We start from the raw sequence: 18,990 nt of genomic DNA on the forward strand, positions 1-18,990 counted from the left end.
AGCCTTTTCGTTTATTTACACATTCAGATACTCAGGCACGCATAGCATAGATTAATCGCTCTCATGTACGTCATCTATCCATCATTTTGGTTGAAGCAATTCAATTGAACAAGCTACTGGCGCTTGCGCGCTTGATCTTGCTCATAGCTTGCGCCTTTGACACGATCCTTATACCGCTGCCTGATCACCGCTTGGCGATTGCTGCGGATCACGAACAATCTTCACTTCATAGAAACCGATTTTGTTATCCAGAATGTAATCTGGAATATTGCGGTGTGCATGGGATTCGCGGAACGCGTCGCTGCGTGTCCAGCCGTGGAAATGGTCTTTGGATTCCCAGCGAGTGCTGATTACGACCTCGTCGTATTCTTTGTTGCCATCATTGTACAGCACTTCCAGACCGAGAAAGCCTTCCATAAATTCCACTTTGCCTACTTTGTCAAAACGTTCAACGAGCAGATGGGCACTACCTTTGGTGATTTGCGATGTGTTCGTTACGATGATCATGGGATTGTCCTCCTGAATGGTGAGGGATTACCGGTACGATGACCGGATATTTCCCTTCATATTTAATAGTGGCATTCATGCCGTATACCTGTTTGATAAAATCATCCGTCAACAACTCCAGCGGCTGCCCCTGTGCAGCTAGCTGTCCGCCCTTGAGAGCGATCATATGATCACAGTAAGCGGCTGCCTGCTGTAGATCATGTAGCACCATCACAATCGTCAAACCAGTATCGCGATTGATTCGATGCAGCATATCCATCACTTCAAACTGATGAGCGATGTCGAGAAAGGTCGTTGGCTCGTCTAGTAGCACGACCGGTGTCTTCTGAGCAAGCGCCATGGCAATTCGTGCTCGTTGCTGTTCGCCGCCAGATAACGTATGGAACATCCGGTCACTGTAGGCAGCAATGCCTGTCCAATCCATCATCTGTTGTACAATGGCGTCATCTTCGGCGCTGTGAAGCGTCTGGAAACGTCGCTTGTGTGGAGCACGTCCATACGCGACCAGTTCACGCACCGTGAGCAATGGCAAAGATTCCTTTAGCTGGGGTAGCATTGTGATTCGGCGTGACCATTCTCGCAGACTATATTGTGACGATGGTTGTCCAAGTACTTGCACCGTACCGCGATCCGGCTTGAGCAGTCGTACCATGATGCGCAGCAATGTCGATTTGCCCGAGCCGTTCGGTCCGACAATGGCGGTCATTTTGCCTGCCGGAATAGATATCGAAATGGAGTCCAGTTGGAAATGCCCGCGGTTTAGAGCAATATCCTGAACATGAATGGCATGGTTAGGATCTGAATGTAGCTCCCAATGGATTCCATCCTGTAACAAGGCGGCATCAGTCGAAGTTGTTGGCATGTGATTGTTAAATGTCATGACAGCACCGGTCCTTTTCTTTTTAATAAATAAAGGAAGAATGGAGCGCCGATAACCGCCAGCAGAATGCCAACTGGCAGTTCGATTGGATCAAACCACGAACGGGCAATCTGATCTGCCAGCACAACGAGTACACCGCCGCCAACCATGGAGTACGGTAGCAGAAAGCGATAATCTTCGCCGATTAACAGCCGGATCATATGCGGTACAACCAGCCCGACAAAGCCGACCAATCCTGCGACACTGACCGCTGCCCCTGCCAGCAGTGCCGCTAGCATGATCAACAAGAATCGCTGCAACTCTACCCGCTGCCCGAGTAATTTTGCCGAATCGTCACCGAGCAGCAGTAGATTGGCAGGCTGGATAGCGAACAGACACAGTACCAGACCAATCAGCGCGTAAGGCGCCATGAACTCCAGATGATGCCAGCTGCGTCCGTTCAATCCACCGGATAGCCAAGGCAATACCGCCTGCACACGGTCGCTAAATACGACCATGATGCCATTCGTCACCGCGCCGAGCAGCGCATTAACCGCCACACCTGCCAGTACAATTTTGACGGGTGAAGCGCCGTGCTCCCATGCCATGAAGTAGATGATGATCGCTGTGATAAAGGCACCGATAAAAGCAGTCACTGGCAGCAGATAGCTGAATTGCGGCAAAATAACCATCGTGACCATTGCCGCCAGCCCACCACCTGCCGAGACGCCGATAATGCCCGGATCGGCAAGCGGATTTTTCATGACGCCCTGTAGCAGTGCACCGGACGCAGCGAGACAGGCACCGACAAGGATACCGATCAATACACGCGGCAAGCGCAAATCCATGATAATGGTGCGGTATACAGATTCTTGTTGACCGGACAGCACTGCTAGCAGATCAGATAAAGGAATGGAGATCGATCCGTAAGCGATGCTATACAATGACACTACAAATAGTAGTGTTGGCAACAGTACGGCAAGCAGCAGACGGCGACGCGACCGCCTACGAATATCGGCGTTACCCATGAGATGCGGTATCCGGGTAGAGCAGATTGTGTAGCAGATCCAATGCTTCGGTTACACGAGTACCGGGATTCGTGCCGAACAGATCGGAGGGAAGCACTTCGACGTGATTGTTCTTCACCGCGCTTACACTGCTCCATGCCTGATTATCCTGCATTTCCTTGAGAAAGCCGGCTTTCACTTCCTCGCTGTTACCATGAGTCATGATGAATACATAATCTGGATCAGCTTCTACGACTCGTTCGGTACTCAACTGGGCATATTGCGGATAATTTTGCAGTCCGGGCAGATCGGCAGCGATATTACTCCCACCTGCCAGCTCCAAAATGTTGCCGCTGAGCGAGTTGGGCAGTGCTGCCATATATGTACCGGGTGCGCCATAGACGAGCAGCACTTTGGGCTGGGTTCCATTGGCTTGGCTATGTGTAGCGAGTTTGGCGATATGCTGCTTCAGCTCAGTATTGAGCTGGGATGCTTGCTCCGGTTTGCTCAATAACTGTCCGAATAAAGTAATCTGCCGCTGTATATCGTCAACCGAGTTGGCGGCGCTAAGTATCATTTGCGCACCGATGCCTTCCACGGATGGGATATCCTTTTCATTCATCGGACTGTTGCCAAGCACAATATCCGGCTCAAGCAGAGCGACCTTTTCCAGATCAATCTCGTGAGTGGAGCCGATCGTCTGTACATTCTCCGCTTCCTTGACTGGAGCGCCGCCGCTGGACGTAGGGCGTCCGACAACTGTTCCGCCCAAGGCGTACACGATATTCACCTCGCCATTGCTAAGCGCTACGATACGCTGTGGTGTATGTTGCAGACGAACGGTTCTGCCTGCAAAATCGGTAACCGTCACCGGTGATCCTGTCGCTTCGGCTACTGCCGAGCCTGTTGTAGGGGATGTGTTGCTACCAGCCGGTTGACTGCATCCGGCAAGTGCACACATCAGCAGGACGGATAAACCGAGATAAGAAGCCTTCATGAATATCTATTCCTCCTGCCATTTGTATACAAAATATTGCAAGGTATTAATTGATAATCGTTTTCAATTACCTTAACCTAAATGATAATTAATATCATTTGAGGCGTCAACATTAAAATGAATTTTAATTTATTTTTTTTAGAAAAAAGCTCGGAATTCGTGTTAGCTTTATGTGCGTATAGATGAAAACAAAATAAAGAGTATGCCTGATATGCCTTATCACATGAGGGATTAAGCAAAAAATGACGTATTGACAAGTAGGAAAAATATAGTCTACCATTGGCATTGTGTAATGCACACAACTTTCCTGATAATGAACAGGGAGGGAAAAACTAGCATTTCACATGTCCTGCGAGGACATTTATTTTTTAAAGTTAATTGAGAATGATAATCAATTAACCTGCCAGCATCTCAAAAAAGTTAGAAAGGAGGAACCCTGTCACCAATGAAACGGAAATTCGCTTTACCGGTAGTATGGATGATTATGATCGCAATGCTAGTTGTCGGAACCACACCATCTTCCGCTAACGCAGCTGCATCATCCCGACCGGCTGTAGGTACATATACGCTGGATTACGATATTGTGCGGGCAGAAGACAATTCTGTATCGATGGCAAACGATTATTTTGAGAAGCCTGCCAAACTGTATGTAACTGGCAGCAAAATGACGATGCAAATTACGATTAACCACAGCGCTTGGACGACGCAGTTCAAGGTGAAGTACAAAGGCAAAATCGTAAACAGCACCGTGCTCAAAACGAACACAACCAAAGATACGCGCATCGTTCAATTCCCGATTGCGGATATCACGAATCCGATGATCTCGCAAATTCACGTTACTGTACCTTCATACAACTACGACCACGACTACACGATTCGCTTCAAGTTTGACCGAAGCACCCTGAAAAAAGTCAAATAATCCATCCAAATCGAGGAGAGTGTTGTTATGAATATTGCAATCAACCGTAAACAAAAATGGAGCTTCAAAAATACCCTGCTGGCTATGGTTATGACTGCTTTGCTGGGCGTTCTGGTTCTGCCATTCGGCGCTAGCCAAGCACGCGCAGCACTGGCAAACGGAACGTATTCCGTAGATTACACTGTACTGGCAGATGGCACATCCAATACATCGCGTCTGGATAGCTATGTTGTGAAGCCAGCAACTGTAACAGTAGCTAACGGCGTAACCAAAGCTCGTATCACAATCACAAGCAGCAACCTGATCACAGCGTTCAAAGTAGAACAAAATGGTCAACTGGTTGATGCTACCGTTGTTAGCACAAACACAGCAAACAACACTCGCGTTGTTGAATTCCCGGTTGCTGATCTGGATGCAACACTGAACGCTTATGCTGAGATCAAAATCCCAGTGATCAACTACACTGGTAAATACAACGTTGACCTGAAATTCGATTCTTCCAGCGCTGAGTGATCGCATTTTATTTACACTACGCTTTGTAAGATGGAATTGGGAATAACAGAACCGTTAATCAAACTACAAAAGAAGGAGAATGAATACAATGAATATGACAATGAACCGTATGGAAAAAGGAACATGGTTGAAAGCACTCATGATCGCAATGGTAGTCGCTCTGGTTGGAGCCCTGATGGCACCGTGGGCTTCCAAAGCGGACGCAGCGATTGCAGATGGCACATACCAAATTGACTACACTGTATATGCGAACGGCACGAACAATGCTTCTTATATGGACAGCTCCGAGTATTCCCGTAAACCAGCTACGCTGATCGTATCCGGTGGCAAAGCAACGGTAAAAGTAACACTGAATCATAAAGATTGGATCAAATCCTTCAAAACGCAACAAAACGGAACGTACGTTGCTGCTACATCCACAACAAGTGGTGACACTGTAACATACACATTCCCAGTAAGTAATCTGTCTGCAAAAGTGAACGCACAAATCCATGTTGTGGTTCCTGCTGAAATTGCAGGTCAAGCATACGATAACACGTATACTGTGCAATATCTGTTTGACCAAGAAAGCATCTAAATTAAAAGACAAAACGATGTAGACGTATGACGATTGCTTATCTGGGGCCACCCGGCCCCGGATAAGTCTATTTTGTTAACAGGGGGAGCATGACTTTGAAAAGGCGCTTTGCACCATATGTAATAAAATGTATTGTTTTTGTAATGCTGTTCTCTATGATCTCACCGGCACTGCCTTCCGCTTTCGCAGAGGATACAGGTAGCGGTGATTCCAGCAGCGTAAGTGCCGACACCTATGGTGATTCCTCGTCCGGAACGGTCAGCAATGACACCTACTCACCAGCGGAAACACCTATATATGTCCCTTCGCAGGACCCGCTGAGTCAATTCAATTATTCTACAGCTACAACGGCTACGTATGATACGTATGCAGATGGACAGTATACGATCGGGTACAAGGTTGTTCGTACTACGGATACTAGCCGAGAAGTAACTGCTTTCCGCGAAAGCTATGGAAATGCTGATCGTCCCGGTCGCGTGATTGTGGACAACGGCAAATACACATTCAGTTTCCGTGGGGTTAATGCAAGTAGCTTCACTGATCTGACCGCCACTCAAAATAATCAAACTAGCACCGCAGTATACACACAGGAAACACAAGCTGCGACAAGTAGCTCTTCCGCCAAAAACTATACGAGAGTCAGTTTTGATGTATACGATCTGAATACTCAGATCACACTCAATTACAAATTTAACGATGTAGACGGTTCTGGTTATTTGATTCTGGATACATCCACATTGACCAAAGAAGAAACGACAACACCTACTCCAACACCGACCGATCCTGAACTGGTCGAAGCTGTGACAGGTACCAAACAAAGCCTGACCTACACCGTCTTCAAAGACGGTACGAGCGAAACATCTATGATGGACAGCTATATGCAGAAGCCTGCTACTCTGGTGACAACAGCGGATAACAAACGCTATATTCAACTGGGAATTAACAGCAGCAGCATGGTAACTGAACTTCAAACGGATGTAAATGGTTCGTACACCAATGTAGGTATCATTGCAAAAGACACAGCTAACGATACACGTACTGTACAATTTCTAGCGGATGCGTTGACAGAAAGCAATTCCAAACTTTCTGCCAAAGTACATGTTGTCATTCCAAGTATGAATTACGACAACTGGTATACAGTGCAATTCCAATTCGACAACAGTAGTCTGATCGAAGAAACCGTATCAGATATTAACTATACCGTACTCAAAGATGGTACCGAAGAAGCGTCCATCATGGACGGTTATATGCAGAAGCCTGCGCAGCTTGTAACAAAAGGGGATAAACAATATATCCGCTTGACTGTTGGCAGCAGTAGTCTGATTCCTTCCTTGCAAACGAAGCAAGATGGAGCGTATACAGAAGTAGAAACGGTATCTCAAGACAGCGAGAACAATACACGCGTTGTCCAATTCCCAATCAGCGATGTCACGCAAAAAGTGGACGCGTATACCCATGTAGTCATTCCAAGTATCGGATATGACAACTGGTATTATGTACAGTTCAAATTTGACAGCGTAGTACAGACACCGGCTTATGCCAATGGCGATTATACGCTGAATTATACTGTGCTGCATGCGACCAAAGAACAAACATCGTCGATGGCGAATTATTTCACGACACCAGCTACATTTACAGCTCAAGATGGCAAGTATTACGTATCATTTGATGTGAAAAGCAGTTCGGTCGTAACAGCATTGAAAACGACATGGAACGGAGCATTAGTGGATTCGGAAGTGGTGAGCGAAAATACCGCTAACGATACACGTACCATTCGTTTCCAAGTAGCGAATCTGGATGACATTTTGACTGCGCAAGTTCATGTCAAAGCAACGCCAACATACGAAGCAGATTATACGATTCGTTTCCAATTTGACGCTTCTAGCCTGACACCGGTAACGACAACCCCAACTACGGGTGTGATCGCTGATGGCGAATATAATGTGAATTTTACCGTTTACAAAAATGGCACTAGTGAAGCTTCCGTGATGGATGCCTATACCGTCAAACCGGCGAAACTGATTGCCAAGTCTGGTAAATATAATATTCAAATGACATTGAACAATAGCTCTTGGATTCCATCCTTCCAAACGCAAGTGAACGGTACATTGCAAGAAGCAACAACTATTTCCATCAGTGGCGATACGCGTGTCGTACAGTTTGTATTGGAAGATCCGACGCAACAGGTGGAAGCATATACTCATGTAGTCATACCGAGTCTGAACTATGACAACTGGTATAAGGTTCAATTGAATTTTGATACATCAGATTTGCTTCCAGATACGACCACACCGGAAACACCAGAGACTCCTACACCAGAAGATCCTACTACGGAAGAGCCTGGGAATTCTGAATATGCTGATGGCACTTATACAATTCCTTTCTCTATTTACAAAGATGGTACTTCTGACGTTTCTGTAATGGATGCATATGTAAGTAAACCAGCAACGTTAGTTGTTGCATCAGGGAAATATAATGTTCGTTTACGCCTGAGCAATAGTTCTTGGATCCCTTCTTTCCAGACTAAAGTAAATGGCAAGTTCGAAGAAGCAACGATTGTTTCACAAGATACTAATTCCAGAACTGTTGAATTCCCTATTGAAAGTGTAAATACCAAAACCAATGTATATACACATGTTGTCATACCTGATTTGGATATAGGTGGTCAAAAGTATGATCACTGGTATACAGTACAAATCAAATTTGGTGAAAATGCAAAACCAGTACCAGCAAGTCCTAAAGCAATCGAGTTGTCTGATGGTAACTACACCGCCGATCTCCATGCTTGGAATATTGACGAAGATACCAACTCAGCGTTGGATAGCTATCTGGATCACACTGTTAATATTAGTGTTAAAGATGGAGTATATACGACTTCCTTTAAGCTGAATAATAGTGATGAGATTTCAAGATTCCAGATTAATGAGAGTAGTGTCTATGATGTTCAAGCATTGGACGAAAGTACAACCAACAATCAGCGAACAATGTCATTTAGTACAAAATCGCTACAAACGATCACGGAGGCATATATTGAATTAATCTCGTCTACTGAAGGTTTGGAATCCGTACGTTTGTACATGGACCCGAATTCCATCCAAACCGTCTCCACAACACCAGACGGCATGGCGGACGGCAAATATAGTGCGTCCCTAACAGCCTACAAATACGGAACCAAAGAAATTTCCGTGATGGATGAATATCTCGGTAAACCGGCAACGGTACTCAAAAAATCCGGTAAATACTATGTACAAGTAACACTCAAAAACAGTAGCTGGATCAAAACGTTCAAAGTTGGCGGGCAAGATGCGCAAGTGATCGAAACGTCCGGCGATACCCGTGTCGTTCAATTCCCGGTAACCGAACTGCCGCGCAAAGTGAAGATCAATACGCACGTCATTGTACCCGGTCTGGAAATCGGCGGCGTGGCTTACGATCACACGTATGATGTCGATCTGCAAATCGGTTCGCTCATGCCTTACGAAGCACCTAAGTTGTCCGCAGCAACCACGACGGTTCCGCTGGACTTTACCAACCTGGCAGCCGGTAAGTACAAACTGCCATTCAGCATCGTAATGCCAGGTATTGCTGCTGGTACATCGTCTCCACTGGATCGCTTTATGTCATCAGAAGAGCCAGTACAGTTGACTGTGGAAAATGGAAGTCGTTACGTAACGATGACACTGAACAACGGCAACAACATCAAAGCGCTGCGCGTCTCCAATGACGGCAGCTATACCGATGCCGAAGTGGTCAGCAGTGACGAAACGAAAAATACCAAAACAGTCAAATTCAGCGTGTCCGACTACACCAAAAATGTACCCGCACAGCTCGTAACGACCGGCGGTGTCAGCATCGCCAGCACAACGGATAGCAGCGATACTGTATACGATTTTGCATTCAAATTCGATACAGCGTCCGTGACTGCGGATAGCTCTACGACTGATACGGCAAATGGCAAAGGCACCAATAATATTGCGAATGGCGACTACACTGCCACATACCGTATTTTGAAAAATGGTTCTGATGCAGATTCTGTACTGACACCGTATCTGGATCGGACTGCCAAATTGACAGCAAAAGACGGCAAAGTATACGCGACCATCACGATTGCTGATGACGAAGCAGTGCCGGTATTTATGACTGATTATGAAGGCAAATACACGGCACCTGAAGTAGTATCGCAATCGCAAGACGGCAAGTCCCGCACAGTCACATTCGAAGTTCCTGATCTGGACAGCAAGCTGAGTATCTTCGCTCATGCCAACGTTTCGTCCCGCTATATGAACAACGAGAAACTGGGCGGTCAACTGCTGTTCGACCGTGCAACCTTGAAATCCAATGATGGCACCACTGAGACACAACCTGCACCAACAACGGAAGCAACGCCTGCCAACCCATCTGGCACAACTGGCACTGTTCCGGCAGAAGAAGCAACGACAGGCACGAACGGTTCCAGCGACACTGGTACAACCGTGACTGCACGGAAATATAGCATTAACGTCAAAGTATACAAAGACAAGAGCAGTGAATTGTCCGTGATGAACGATTATGTGACTCCAACCGCTACACTGGTGGAAGAAAACGGCGTAACGTATGCCGAACTGACACTGAAAAATGGCAGCTGGATGCCTGTCTTACAAGTTGAGCAGGACGGCGCGCTGAAGGACGTGGAGAAGGTATCCTCGACTGGCGCAACCACAGTCGTTCGTTTCAAAGTGGACAATCTGTCCAGCAAAATCAATGCGTATACGCATGTCGTAGTACCTGGTCTGGTCATCGGCGGCGTACCATATGATCACTGGTATACGGTGCAATTCCAATTTGACGAAGCCAGTAAAAAAGAATTGAGCTAACAACAACACCATATTCATACAGGCTTGATCCTGTACGCTTGCAAGTCTTGGCATTCCTTTATGCCAGGGCTTGCGGGCATTTTGGAAACTATTTTGAACGTTGGAGGGAATATAGGTGAAGTTACATTCATCCCGTCGCACCGGATACCATACACGTCCAGCGATGTTTGCACGCAAGCCGATCTATCAGGGATTGTCACTGCTGTTTCTGCTCATGCTAATCTTGTCCGGCTGCTCGTCTGCATCCGGTACAACATCTACTTCCGCTGCTGCGGACAATGAGAGTACGTCCAGCAACAGTCAGGCGCGCATTGTCGCAACGACAGTAGCGATTACCGAGATCGCCAACGCGCTGGATCTTGATCTGGCAGGCAAACCGACCAGCAGCAAGACACTACCGGAACGCTATAAGGATGTACCCGATGTTGGTAACCCGATGAGCCCGGATATGGAAAAAGTCATGTCGCTCAGTCCGACGGATATTTTATCTGTAACGACGCTCCAATACGATCTGGAACCGAAATTCAAAGGCTTGAACATTAACGCTGAGTTTTTGAATTTTGAAAGTCTGAGTAATATGGAAAATGAAATTACTAAGCTGGGTGCTCGTTTTGATCGTGTACAGCAAGCAGAACAGGTCAACAGCAAGCTGCAAAGCAAAGTGGCTGAGATCAAGAAAGAAGTAGCAGGTAAGCCATCGCCGAAAGTGCTGATTTTGCTAGGTGTACCGGGTAGTTATCTGGTAGCGACCGAGAATTCGTATATCGGCGATCTGGTGAAGATTGCGGGCGGTACGAATATTGTGCAGGGCGAGGATGTAGAGTATTTGGCATCCAATACAGAATATTTGCAGCAATCGAACCCGGATATTATTTTGCGCGCGGCACATGGCATGCCGGAAGAAGTTGTGAAGATGTTTGATGAGGAATTCCAAACGAATGACATCTGGAAGCACTTCAATGCCGTGCAGAATGGGCGTGTCTACGATCTGCCAGAGCCTTTATTCGGCACCACCGCTAGTCTGGCTGCGAACGATGCACTGGATGAACTGGTCAAAATGATGTACCCAGACTCGAAATCATAACAATCTATTCAAGAACAGGAGAGAATCATGTTGCCGAATCTACAAACGACCCCGGTGGCAGCGGGACGTGCGGACGGACAGAGCGATGATACCCATCTGATCTACCGTCGTCAGCAGAAAAAGAGAACATGGAGCTTTATTGGAATGATCGTGCTGCTGGTCGGTGTCGTGCTGTATTCGGCGATGACCGGCAGTCTGCGCGTCGGTGCGCTGCAACTGATACAAGGGTTGTGGACTGGCGATGATGCGCAGGTGAATGTGGTGCGCGACTTACGGTTGCCGCGCATTATTATTGCGGTGATGGCAGGAGCCGCCTTGGCGGTTGCTGGGGTGTTGTTTCAGGCGGTGATGAAGAATCCGCTCGCAGACTCTGGCGTGATCGGCATCTCATCCGGTGCTGCACTCGTATCGCTAATTGCGGTGACCATTTTCCCGGCACTGTATTTCTGGATGCCGGTCTTTTCCTTTCTCGGCGGGGCGCTAGCGTGTCTGATGGTATATGGCTTCTCGTGGCGTTCAGGGCTACATCCGGTGCGGCTCATTCTGATCGGGGTAGCGGTGAATGCGATCTTTTCCGGTTTGGGACAGTCGTTTAATTATCGGGGGAGTTATGCAGTGACAAGCATTAATCAGGTGACCACCTCTACGTTGTCGATGAAAAAGTGGATTGATGTCGATGTTATGCTCTGGTATGGTGGTATCGGTCTGGTGCTGGCGCTGCTGGTAGCGACTTGGTGCAATTACTTGTCGTTGCAGGAGAAGACGGCGCGCAATCTGGGGCTAAATGTGACACTGGCGCGGGTGCTGATCTCGATCGTAGCGGTCATTCTGGCATCGACAGCGACTGCCATTGCGGGTGTGATTGTGTTTATCGGACTGCTCATTCCGCATATTGGCAGACAGCTGGTCGGCTCGGATCATAAATGGCTGATTCCATTCAGTGCGCTGGCAGGTGGAGTATTGCTATTGCTCGCGGATACGCTTGGACGAACCGTACTGGCGCCGCAGGAGATTCCGGCGTCCATCATTATGGCAGTGATCGGCGGACCGTTCTTGATTTTCCTGATTCGGAGGAGTGATCGCATCTATGGACGTTAATCAGATTACCTTTTCATATGATGGCAAAATCGACCGGCTGCATAGTGTGCAGACAACGATTGAACACGGTAAAATCACTACCATCATTGGTCCAAACGGCTGTGGTAAGTCCACGCTATTGAGCGTCATGTCCAACAATGGCAAGCCGCGTCAGGGCGAAGTGATTCTAGACGGCAAAGCGATCGCCCGCTACCGTCCGCTAGAGCTGGCAAAGCAGCTAGCGGTCGTGCATCAGCAGAACGAGGCGCCGGATGATCTGACGGTAGAGAAGTTAGTCAGCTTCGGACGGATGCCTCACAAGACGATGTTTGCTAGTAATAAGGCAGAGGACGAAGAGGCGATAGAGTGGGCGATTGCCTGCACCAATCTGGAGCAGCGACGCTTTCGCACACTGGATCAATTGTCTGGCGGTGAACGACAGCGCGTCTGGATTGCGATGGCACTGGCACAACGAACTCCGATTCTGTTTCTTGATGAACCGACGACGTATCTGGATATGTTTTATCAATTGGAAATTATGGAGCTGATCCAGCGGCTCAATCAGGAGTTTGGCTTAACGATTGTGATGGTGCTGCATGATATCAATCAGGCGCTACGTTATAGCGATGTGATGATAGCGATGAAGGACGGACGAATTCTGACCTCTGGGCATCCGCATGATATTTTGACAGCTGATTTAATGAAAGAAGTATACGATGTGCAGGTGCTGGTGCGCCGTGATGAGGAGGCAGGGATGTATATCGTGCCAATGCAGGCGGTGTTGCGGTCTGTCTGAAAGCGGGTAATATACCGACAAAGACAGCCAGCCCAGTCTCCAGCCTGCCCCCAACAATGCCAGGGTACTGTGGATGACACAGCTCTGGCATTTGTATTTGTTCCAGACATTCTACATTTTACATGCGGGAGGACAGCATCTTTATGCCAAAAACTCGTTATCATAACATCGACAACGTTAGTATCGACAAGACGCTCAAGCAATTCCGCCAATGGCGAGAAGATCGGCGCAAAAAGGCAAGCCGCGACCGCTCCTATCTCGTGCCTAATCATCCGCCGGAAATGGATTACTTGCACGCTAACCGCGATGATGCCTCGATTACATGGATCGGGCATTCGACTTTTTTTATACAATACGAAGGGCTGAATATCGTGACCGATCCTGTATGGGCGCAGCGTCTTGCTTTTCAAAAGCGTATCGGTCAGCCGGGCATTCCGATTGAAGATATCCCGCCCATCGATATTATCCTGATCTCGCATTCTCATTATGATCATATGCATATCAATTCGATCCGCAAGCTGTATCGTAGCTCGACAACGATTCTGGTGCCTCAAGGATTAAAGTCCAAAATGGTACGCAAAGGCTTCCATCGTTGCCATGAGATGAAATGGTGGGAAACGTTCAAAATGGGTGACGCCAATATTACCTTCGTTCCGACCCAGCATTGGAGCCGTCGTACATTGCTCGATACCAATACGTCTCACTGGGGCGGTTATGTGCTGGAGCCAGTACAGCATCCGGTCATGCCAGACGAGCCGCATAATGTATGGAATACGGAACTGGACCCGACGCATCCACGTCCCAAAATCCCAGAAGTCAGTAATAGCAAAGAAATGGGCTATGTCCATCGTGTAGTGCCACCGACCGTTTACTTTGCCGGAGATAGCGGATATTTCCCCGGCTTCATTGATATTGGACGTCGTCACCGTATTGATGTTGCTCTATTGCCGATCGGTGCATACGATCCCGAATGGTTCAGTAGCTCCCAGCATACGACACCGGAAGAAGCGTTGCGCGCCTTTTGCGACGTGTGCGCGGAGGTTATGGTGCCGATGCATTACGGTACATTTAAGTTAGCCGACGATACCGCTCGTGAAGCACTTGACCGTCTTGAAGCCGAACGAGATCGTCTCAACATCGAAAAAGATCGCATTCGCGTACTCGGCTACGGTGAGACGTTGGTCGTACATGGTCTGCTGGATGAAGAAGCGGAACAACGCGCCGATGCTTGTCGTGCAGATGCTTTATAAAAGAATATTGCGATATAAGTCATGATAACAATCAAACATAGCAACGAAAGCCTTCTCTTCCCTATAGGAAGAGGAGGCTTTTTTTATTGCAACATACAATAAAGTGTAGCCATATTGCTTGAAATAGTAACTGTTATATAGTAGTTACTATTTCATCATTAATAAAATACTTGACTACAAAACACTACCGACACAATCTTATTCGAGTTTCGAGTTTCGAGTTTCGAGTTTCGAGTTTCGAGTTTCGAGTTTCGAGTTTCGAGTTTCGAGTTTCGAGGTTTAAGCATACGTTGCTATCCAACACTAAGCGGAGGGAAGAGAATTTGACCAAAGGACGACCTTGGAGCACAGGAATCTACATATATTCCTATTCCGCAGATTCCTGTGCTCCACCTAAGGACGTGGTCAAATCTCTTCCCGCAGCGATTGCTGCACCAGCAAGTAAGCATACATTAAATCCCCATCACTCCCAAAACCAACCTTCAAAATTTTAATCATCAAAACATTCATTCCACGCCTACGATTAGCCCAACTTGTGTGTTATACTAGTGCCAACAGTCGTTTTATGAAAACGAATACTGTCTTTTTCTTATGAGATCAGACATTTTCATTAAAACAACACTTTATAAACGATAAGGATGGGTTGTATACATGATAAGTACTTCAGGTGTCACGCTGCGTTATGGGAAGCGCGCCCTTTTTGAAGATGTAAATATTAAGTTCACACCAGGTAACTGCTACGGTCTGATCGGTGCGAATGGCGCTGGTAAATCGACCTTTCTAAAAATTCTGTCCGGCGAAGTGGAGCAGAATGAAGGCGAAGTGCATATCACACCGGGCGAGCGGATGGCGATTCTGAAACAGAACCAATCCGAATACGATGAGTTCCAAGTGCTGGAGACCGTCATCATGGGTCACAAGCGTCTGTACGATATTATGAAAGAAAAAGATGCACTGTACGCAAAGGAAAACTTCAGCGATGAAGACGGCATGCGTGCCGGCGAGCTGGAAGCGGAGTTTGCTGAAATGAACGGTTGGGAAGCCGAAGCCGAAGCAGCTGAGATGCTGAACGGTCTTGGTATCGACAACGAAATGCAATACAAAACAATGAAGGAATTGAACGGCAACGAGAAAGTACGCGTCCTGCTGGCACAAGCCCTGTTTGGTCATCCAAACATCCTGCTGCTGGATGAGCCTACCAACCATTTGGACATCGAGTCCATTCACTGGCTGGAAAACTTCCTGGCATCGTATGACGGTACCGTTATCGTAGTCAGTCACGATCGTCACTTCCTGAACACGGTTTGTACGCATATCGCAGATATCGACTTTGGCAAAATCCAGATGTATGTCGGTAACTACGACTTCTGGTATGAGTCCAGCCAATTGGCTCTGCAACTGAGCCGTGAGCAAAACAAGAAAAAAGAAGACAAGGTGAAGGAACTGCAAGCGTTCATTCAACGTTTCAGTGCCAACAAATCCAAGTCCAAACAAGCAACATCCCGTAAGAAAATGCTGGACAAAATTACGCTGGATGACATTCGTCCGTCCAACCGCAAATATCCGTTCATCAACTTCAAGGGCGAGCGCGAAGCGGGCAAACAACTGCTGCTGATCGACGGTCTGACCAAAACCGTAGATGGCGAAAAAGTCATCGACAATCTGACCCTGACCGTGAACAAAGGCGACAAAATCGCGCTGGTTGGTCCAAACGGCAACGTAAAAACTGCCTTGTTCCAAATCCTGATGGGCGAAGTAGAGCCAGATGCAGGTACGTACCAATGGGGCGTAACGACATCACAAGCTTATTTCCCGAACGACAACTCTGCGTACTTTGATGGCGTAGATGAGACGTTGGTTGACTGGTTGCGCGATTATTCCAAAGACCCGGATGAATCGTTCCTGCGTGGATTCCTTGGTCGTATGCTATTCTCCGGTGACGAAGCGCTGAAAAAAGCAAGCGTATTGTCCGGGGGAGAGAAAGTTCGCTGTATGTTATCCCGTATGATGCTCATGGGCGGTAACGTATTGCTGCTGGACGAGCCGACGAATCACTTGGATCTCGAATCGATCACAGCGCTGAATAACGGTCTGATCGACTTTGACGGTACCATCCTGCTCACGTCGCATGACCATCAGTTCGTCCAAACAATCGCCAACCGCATCATCGAGATTACGCCAAACGGCGTCATCGACCGCATGATGAGTTATGATGAATATCTGGAAAGCAAAGAAATTCAAGAAATGCGTGATAAAATGTACCCGGTACAAGTATAATCACCGGAGCATTTCCTTCATTTATTACTGTAAGCCTGTAGTTCATCGGATAGTACTGTCCGGTGCGCTACAGGCTTTTTTGCTGTTACGGAACATTTAGAACAGCAATGGTAGGAAGAGCCTGCCTTTACACATACAGCGTTATATTTACTATATTAAACAAAATCTTATGTTGCATACAGGCAAAATTGTTGAGTTACCCTTACAACATTTCGTTAGGCATACATGATTTGCCCGGCACTACAACGTTTAGTATAGGCTAAAAGGTTTGCCCTACCCTACAACGTTTCTCTAGACCCACAACAATTTCGTTTGTTAAGATGAACAGACGAAAGTGGAACTGAGTCATTGAGTAGGCTCCAATGGTGGGAGGATTCAGAACAAATGGTTGATGTGTATCAAAACCTAAAAGAAGGCGAACGTGGCGCGTGGCTCAGTATTATATCGTATCTGGTGCTATCCTCGTTTAAATTGATTCTTGGTTATTTATTCCTATCGAGCGCACTACGGGCAGACGGAATGAATAATTTGACCGATATTGTGGCATCCATTGCTGTATTGATCGGACTTCGCATTGCACGCAAACCGCCAGATTCCGATCATGCGTATGGACATTTCCGTGCGGAAACAGTAGCAGCACTTATCGCTTCACTTATTATGGCGATGGTTGGCATTCAGGTGTTGATTGATGCTGTTCAATCGTTATTTGGTGGTAGAGAACAGGCACCTGAGCCATGGCTGGCAGCTGTAGCGTTAGTATGCGCAGCAGTCATGTACGGCGTATATCGGTACAATATGGCACTGGCGAAGCGTACGAATAGTCAGGCATTGATGGCAGCAGCCAAAGATAATCTGTCAGACGCGATGGTGAGTATCGGCGCAGCAGTGGGGATTATCGGCTCACAGTTTGGTATGCCTTGGCTCGATGTCGTAGCCGCACTCGTCGTTGGCTTATTGATCTGCAAAACGGCTTGGGATATTTTGCAGGAATCGATGCATCGACTGACTGACGGATTTGATGAAAAGGAATTGCCAGAGCTGCGCGAAACGATTGCTTCTATCAAAGGTGTAGAACATATCAAAGATATTAAGGCTCGTGTTAACGGCAGTCAGGTGCTAGTCGATGTCATTATCGAAGTCGCACCGGAGATGTCCGTAAGCGACAGTCACCATATTACCGACCGAGTTGAAGCGGAGATGGCGAAAGTGCATAATATTCATTATGTACATGTGCATGTGGAGCCAAAGGATACCTGATTGGGAATACCGGCTCCTTTGGGCAAAAAGGAGGCCGTACGTTGAACCAGTCACCGCAACTTGATCCATCCTCACCATCTCAGCGACATCAACCGTCTGATCCTTCACGCAAACGGCGAAACAAACGTCGCTGGCTGATTGCGCTGCTCGTGCTTATTTTATTGTTAGGTGGAAGCGTCGCGTTATTATCGTGGATGATTGCGCCGCAGCGTCAGCCGGGCTTGGCATATACTGGACTGGATATGCAGGCGAAGATTATCAAGATGGTCAAGCAGAAGAAACCGGAGATTACGTTATCTCCAGCAGAATTTAATGATCTGGCGCGGGAAGAATTGATGGAGCGTGCAGCCCGTTTTCCAGCAGGTGTTCATATTATAGGCGCCGATTTTAGCTGGAAAGGCAGTGTGGTGCAGGCGGATGTACGAGGTAGCTTATGGGGCATACCGTTTGGCGCACTGCTGGATTTTAATGCGGAGCGGCAGGGCAATGCGTTAGTGTTGTCACATGTGCATACAACGGTGAAGCATGGTGCCTTTAACTGGCCGCATTTGCAGCCCATTTCGATTTCATTGAACAAATATGTACCCGCTATTGTGGAGGTGAGCGATCTTCAATTCGGAGATCAGCATCTTACCGTTACATTTAAACTGGATTTATTCACATTACCTCGCTTATTATGGAGATAGCAGACAGACAGCAAGCGAAAAAAGCAACATGATCCTGTAAAGGAATCATCCTGCTTTTTTCGCTTTTTGCTGTGTATGAAAGTATTACGCTGCAATTGTCTTCGAATGTACGAAGGGTGCACCGCTAACTAATAGGTTCGACGTCGTCCGGTAAACAGACTAACCACGAACAAGATCAGGAACAGGAAGAACAATACTTTGGCAATAGTCGCTGCTGCTTCCACGATACCGAAGAAACCAAAAATACCGGCTACGATGGCAACGATCAGGAAAATAATAGACCATTTCAACATGAGTTTCACCTTCTTTCAGGGTGGATTTGCCTATATGT

16 protein-coding genes are annotated in these 18,990 nt (G+C 47.2%); 11 read left to right on the forward strand and 5 right to left on the reverse strand.

The annotated features are described in order from the left end of the window. Positions 1-168 precede the first annotated feature (168 nt). Genes isdG through ACE3MZ_RS03925 form a run of 4 tightly spaced genes read right to left on the reverse strand, consistent with a single transcriptional unit; the run spans position 169 to position 3,370 of the window. Positions 169-507, reverse strand: coding sequence for a heme oxygenase (isdG, locus tag ACE3MZ_RS03910; RefSeq protein ID WP_411345203.1), 339 nt, complete (start codon positions 505-507; stop codon positions 169-171). After that, positions 467-1,387, reverse strand: a complete 921-nt coding sequence (locus tag ACE3MZ_RS03915; protein WP_411345204.1) for an ABC transporter ATP-binding protein — start codon at positions 1,385-1,387, stop codon at positions 467-469. Before ACE3MZ_RS03915 ends, isdG begins: the two co-directional genes overlap by 41 nt. Then, the gene (locus ACE3MZ_RS03920; protein WP_411345205.1) at positions 1,384-2,394 is read right to left on the reverse strand and encodes a FecCD family ABC transporter permease; all 1,011 of its coding nucleotides are present in this window, start codon (positions 2,392-2,394) and stop codon (positions 1,384-1,386) included. The genes ACE3MZ_RS03915 and ACE3MZ_RS03920 overlap by 4 nt, the downstream gene beginning before the upstream one ends. Next, a complete protein-coding gene (locus ACE3MZ_RS03925) occupies positions 2,387-3,370 on the reverse strand; it encodes an ABC transporter substrate-binding protein (protein ID WP_411345206.1) in 984 nt (327 codons plus the stop codon). Before ACE3MZ_RS03925 ends, ACE3MZ_RS03920 begins: the two co-directional genes overlap by 8 nt. Before the next feature lie 445 nt (positions 3,371-3,815). Between ACE3MZ_RS03925 and isdC the strand changes: the two genes are divergently transcribed. The 11 genes from isdC to ACE3MZ_RS03980 all read left to right on the forward strand — a co-directional run bounded on the left by isdC (position 3,816) and on the right by ACE3MZ_RS03980 (position 18,659). Then, positions 3,816-4,289: a heme uptake protein IsdC gene (isdC, locus tag ACE3MZ_RS03930; RefSeq protein WP_411345207.1), complete on the forward strand. Its 474-nt coding sequence runs from the start codon at positions 3,816-3,818 to the stop codon at positions 4,287-4,289. A gap of 27 nt (positions 4,290-4,316) precedes the next feature. Beyond that, the gene (locus tag ACE3MZ_RS03935) at positions 4,317-4,802 is read left to right on the forward strand and encodes an NEAT domain-containing protein (protein ID WP_411345208.1); all 486 of its coding nucleotides are present in this window, start codon (positions 4,317-4,319) and stop codon (positions 4,800-4,802) included. Between the two features lie 88 nt (positions 4,803-4,890). Beyond that, positions 4,891-5,379 carry an NEAT domain-containing protein gene (locus tag ACE3MZ_RS03940; protein ID WP_411345209.1) on the forward strand — a complete coding sequence of 163 codons (489 nt, stop codon included), beginning with the start codon at positions 4,891-4,893 and terminating at the stop codon, positions 5,377-5,379. Positions 5,380-5,468: 89 nt separating this feature from the next. Then, positions 5,469-10,232, forward strand: a complete 4,764-nt coding sequence (locus tag ACE3MZ_RS03945) for an NEAT domain-containing protein (protein ID WP_411345210.1) — start codon at positions 5,469-5,471, stop codon at positions 10,230-10,232. Positions 10,233-10,395: 163 nt separating this feature from the next. Then, positions 10,396-11,316, forward strand: coding sequence for a heme ABC transporter substrate-binding protein IsdE (gene isdE / locus ACE3MZ_RS03950; RefSeq protein WP_411346688.1), 921 nt, complete (start codon positions 10,396-10,398; stop codon positions 11,314-11,316). A 144-nt stretch (positions 11,317-11,460) separates the two neighbouring features. Beyond that, on the forward strand, positions 11,461-12,414 hold the full coding sequence (locus ACE3MZ_RS03955; protein ID WP_411346689.1) for a FecCD family ABC transporter permease: 954 nt from the start codon (positions 11,461-11,463) through the stop codon (positions 12,412-12,414). Beyond that, complete coding sequence (locus ACE3MZ_RS03960) at positions 12,404-13,189, forward strand: ABC transporter ATP-binding protein (RefSeq protein WP_411345211.1); 786 nt, start codon at positions 12,404-12,406, stop codon at positions 13,187-13,189. The genes ACE3MZ_RS03955 and ACE3MZ_RS03960 overlap by 11 nt, the downstream gene beginning before the upstream one ends. Before the next feature lie 143 nt (positions 13,190-13,332). Continuing rightward, on the forward strand, positions 13,333-14,439 hold the full coding sequence (locus ACE3MZ_RS03965) for an MBL fold metallo-hydrolase (protein WP_411345212.1): 1,107 nt from the start codon (positions 13,333-13,335) through the stop codon (positions 14,437-14,439). A gap of 651 nt (positions 14,440-15,090) precedes the next feature. Continuing rightward, positions 15,091-16,716 carry an ABC-F family ATP-binding cassette domain-containing protein gene (locus ACE3MZ_RS03970; RefSeq protein WP_411345213.1) on the forward strand — a complete coding sequence of 542 codons (1,626 nt, stop codon included), beginning with the start codon at positions 15,091-15,093 and terminating at the stop codon, positions 16,714-16,716. 384 nt (positions 16,717-17,100) lie between these two features. Continuing rightward, positions 17,101-17,973: a cation diffusion facilitator family transporter gene (locus ACE3MZ_RS03975; RefSeq protein ID WP_411345214.1), complete on the forward strand. Its 873-nt coding sequence runs from the start codon at positions 17,101-17,103 to the stop codon at positions 17,971-17,973. A gap of 41 nt (positions 17,974-18,014) precedes the next feature. Then, entirely contained in the window at positions 18,015-18,659 is a 645-nt protein-coding gene (locus tag ACE3MZ_RS03980; RefSeq protein WP_411345215.1) for a hypothetical protein, read from the forward strand. Between the two features lie 128 nt (positions 18,660-18,787). Here the strand turns inward: ACE3MZ_RS03980 and ACE3MZ_RS03985 are convergent, their stop codons facing one another. Next, on the reverse strand, positions 18,788-18,952 hold the full coding sequence (locus tag ACE3MZ_RS03985; protein WP_367064165.1) for a DUF1328 domain-containing protein: 165 nt from the start codon (positions 18,950-18,952) through the stop codon (positions 18,788-18,790). Positions 18,953-18,990: the final 38 nt, after the last annotated feature.

The sequence above is a fragment of the Paenibacillus sp. WLX1005 genome (assembly GCF_046603685.1).
Taxonomy (GTDB): domain Bacteria; phylum Bacillota; class Bacilli; order Paenibacillales; family Paenibacillaceae; genus Saccharibacillus.

Excerpts from the sequence above, each read along its gene's own strand:
- isdG (WP_411345203.1), bottom strand. The coding sequence starts at position 507 with ATGATCATCGTAACGAACACATCGCAAATCACCAAAGGTAGTGCCCAT.
- ACE3MZ_RS03915 (WP_411345204.1), bottom strand. The coding sequence starts at position 1,387 with ATGACATTTAACAATCACATGCCAACAACTTCGACTGATGCCGCCTTG.
- ACE3MZ_RS03920 (WP_411345205.1), bottom strand. The coding sequence starts at position 2,394 with ATGGGTAACGCCGATATTCGTAGGCGGTCGCGTCGCCGTCTGCTGCTT.
- ACE3MZ_RS03925 (WP_411345206.1), bottom strand. The coding sequence starts at position 3,370 with ATGAAGGCTTCTTATCTCGGTTTATCCGTCCTGCTGATGTGTGCACTT.
- isdC (WP_411345207.1), top strand. The coding sequence starts at position 3,816 with ATGAAACGGAAATTCGCTTTACCGGTAGTATGGATGATTATGATCGCA.
- ACE3MZ_RS03935 (WP_411345208.1), top strand. The coding sequence starts at position 4,317 with ATGAATATTGCAATCAACCGTAAACAAAAATGGAGCTTCAAAAATACC.
- ACE3MZ_RS03940 (WP_411345209.1), top strand. The coding sequence starts at position 4,891 with ATGAATATGACAATGAACCGTATGGAAAAAGGAACATGGTTGAAAGCA.
- ACE3MZ_RS03945 (WP_411345210.1), top strand. The coding sequence starts at position 5,469 with ATGACTTTGAAAAGGCGCTTTGCACCATATGTAATAAAATGTATTGTT.
- isdE (WP_411346688.1), top strand. The coding sequence starts at position 10,396 with ATGTTTGCACGCAAGCCGATCTATCAGGGATTGTCACTGCTGTTTCTG.
- ACE3MZ_RS03955 (WP_411346689.1), top strand. The coding sequence starts at position 11,461 with ATGATCGTGCTGCTGGTCGGTGTCGTGCTGTATTCGGCGATGACCGGC.
- ACE3MZ_RS03960 (WP_411345211.1), top strand. The coding sequence starts at position 12,404 with ATGGACGTTAATCAGATTACCTTTTCATATGATGGCAAAATCGACCGG.
- ACE3MZ_RS03965 (WP_411345212.1), top strand. The coding sequence starts at position 13,333 with ATGCCAAAAACTCGTTATCATAACATCGACAACGTTAGTATCGACAAG.
- ACE3MZ_RS03970 (WP_411345213.1), top strand. The coding sequence starts at position 15,091 with ATGATAAGTACTTCAGGTGTCACGCTGCGTTATGGGAAGCGCGCCCTT.
- ACE3MZ_RS03975 (WP_411345214.1), top strand. The coding sequence starts at position 17,101 with ATGGTTGATGTGTATCAAAACCTAAAAGAAGGCGAACGTGGCGCGTGG.
- ACE3MZ_RS03985 (WP_367064165.1), bottom strand. The coding sequence starts at position 18,952 with ATGTTGAAATGGTCTATTATTTTCCTGATCGTTGCCATCGTAGCCGGT.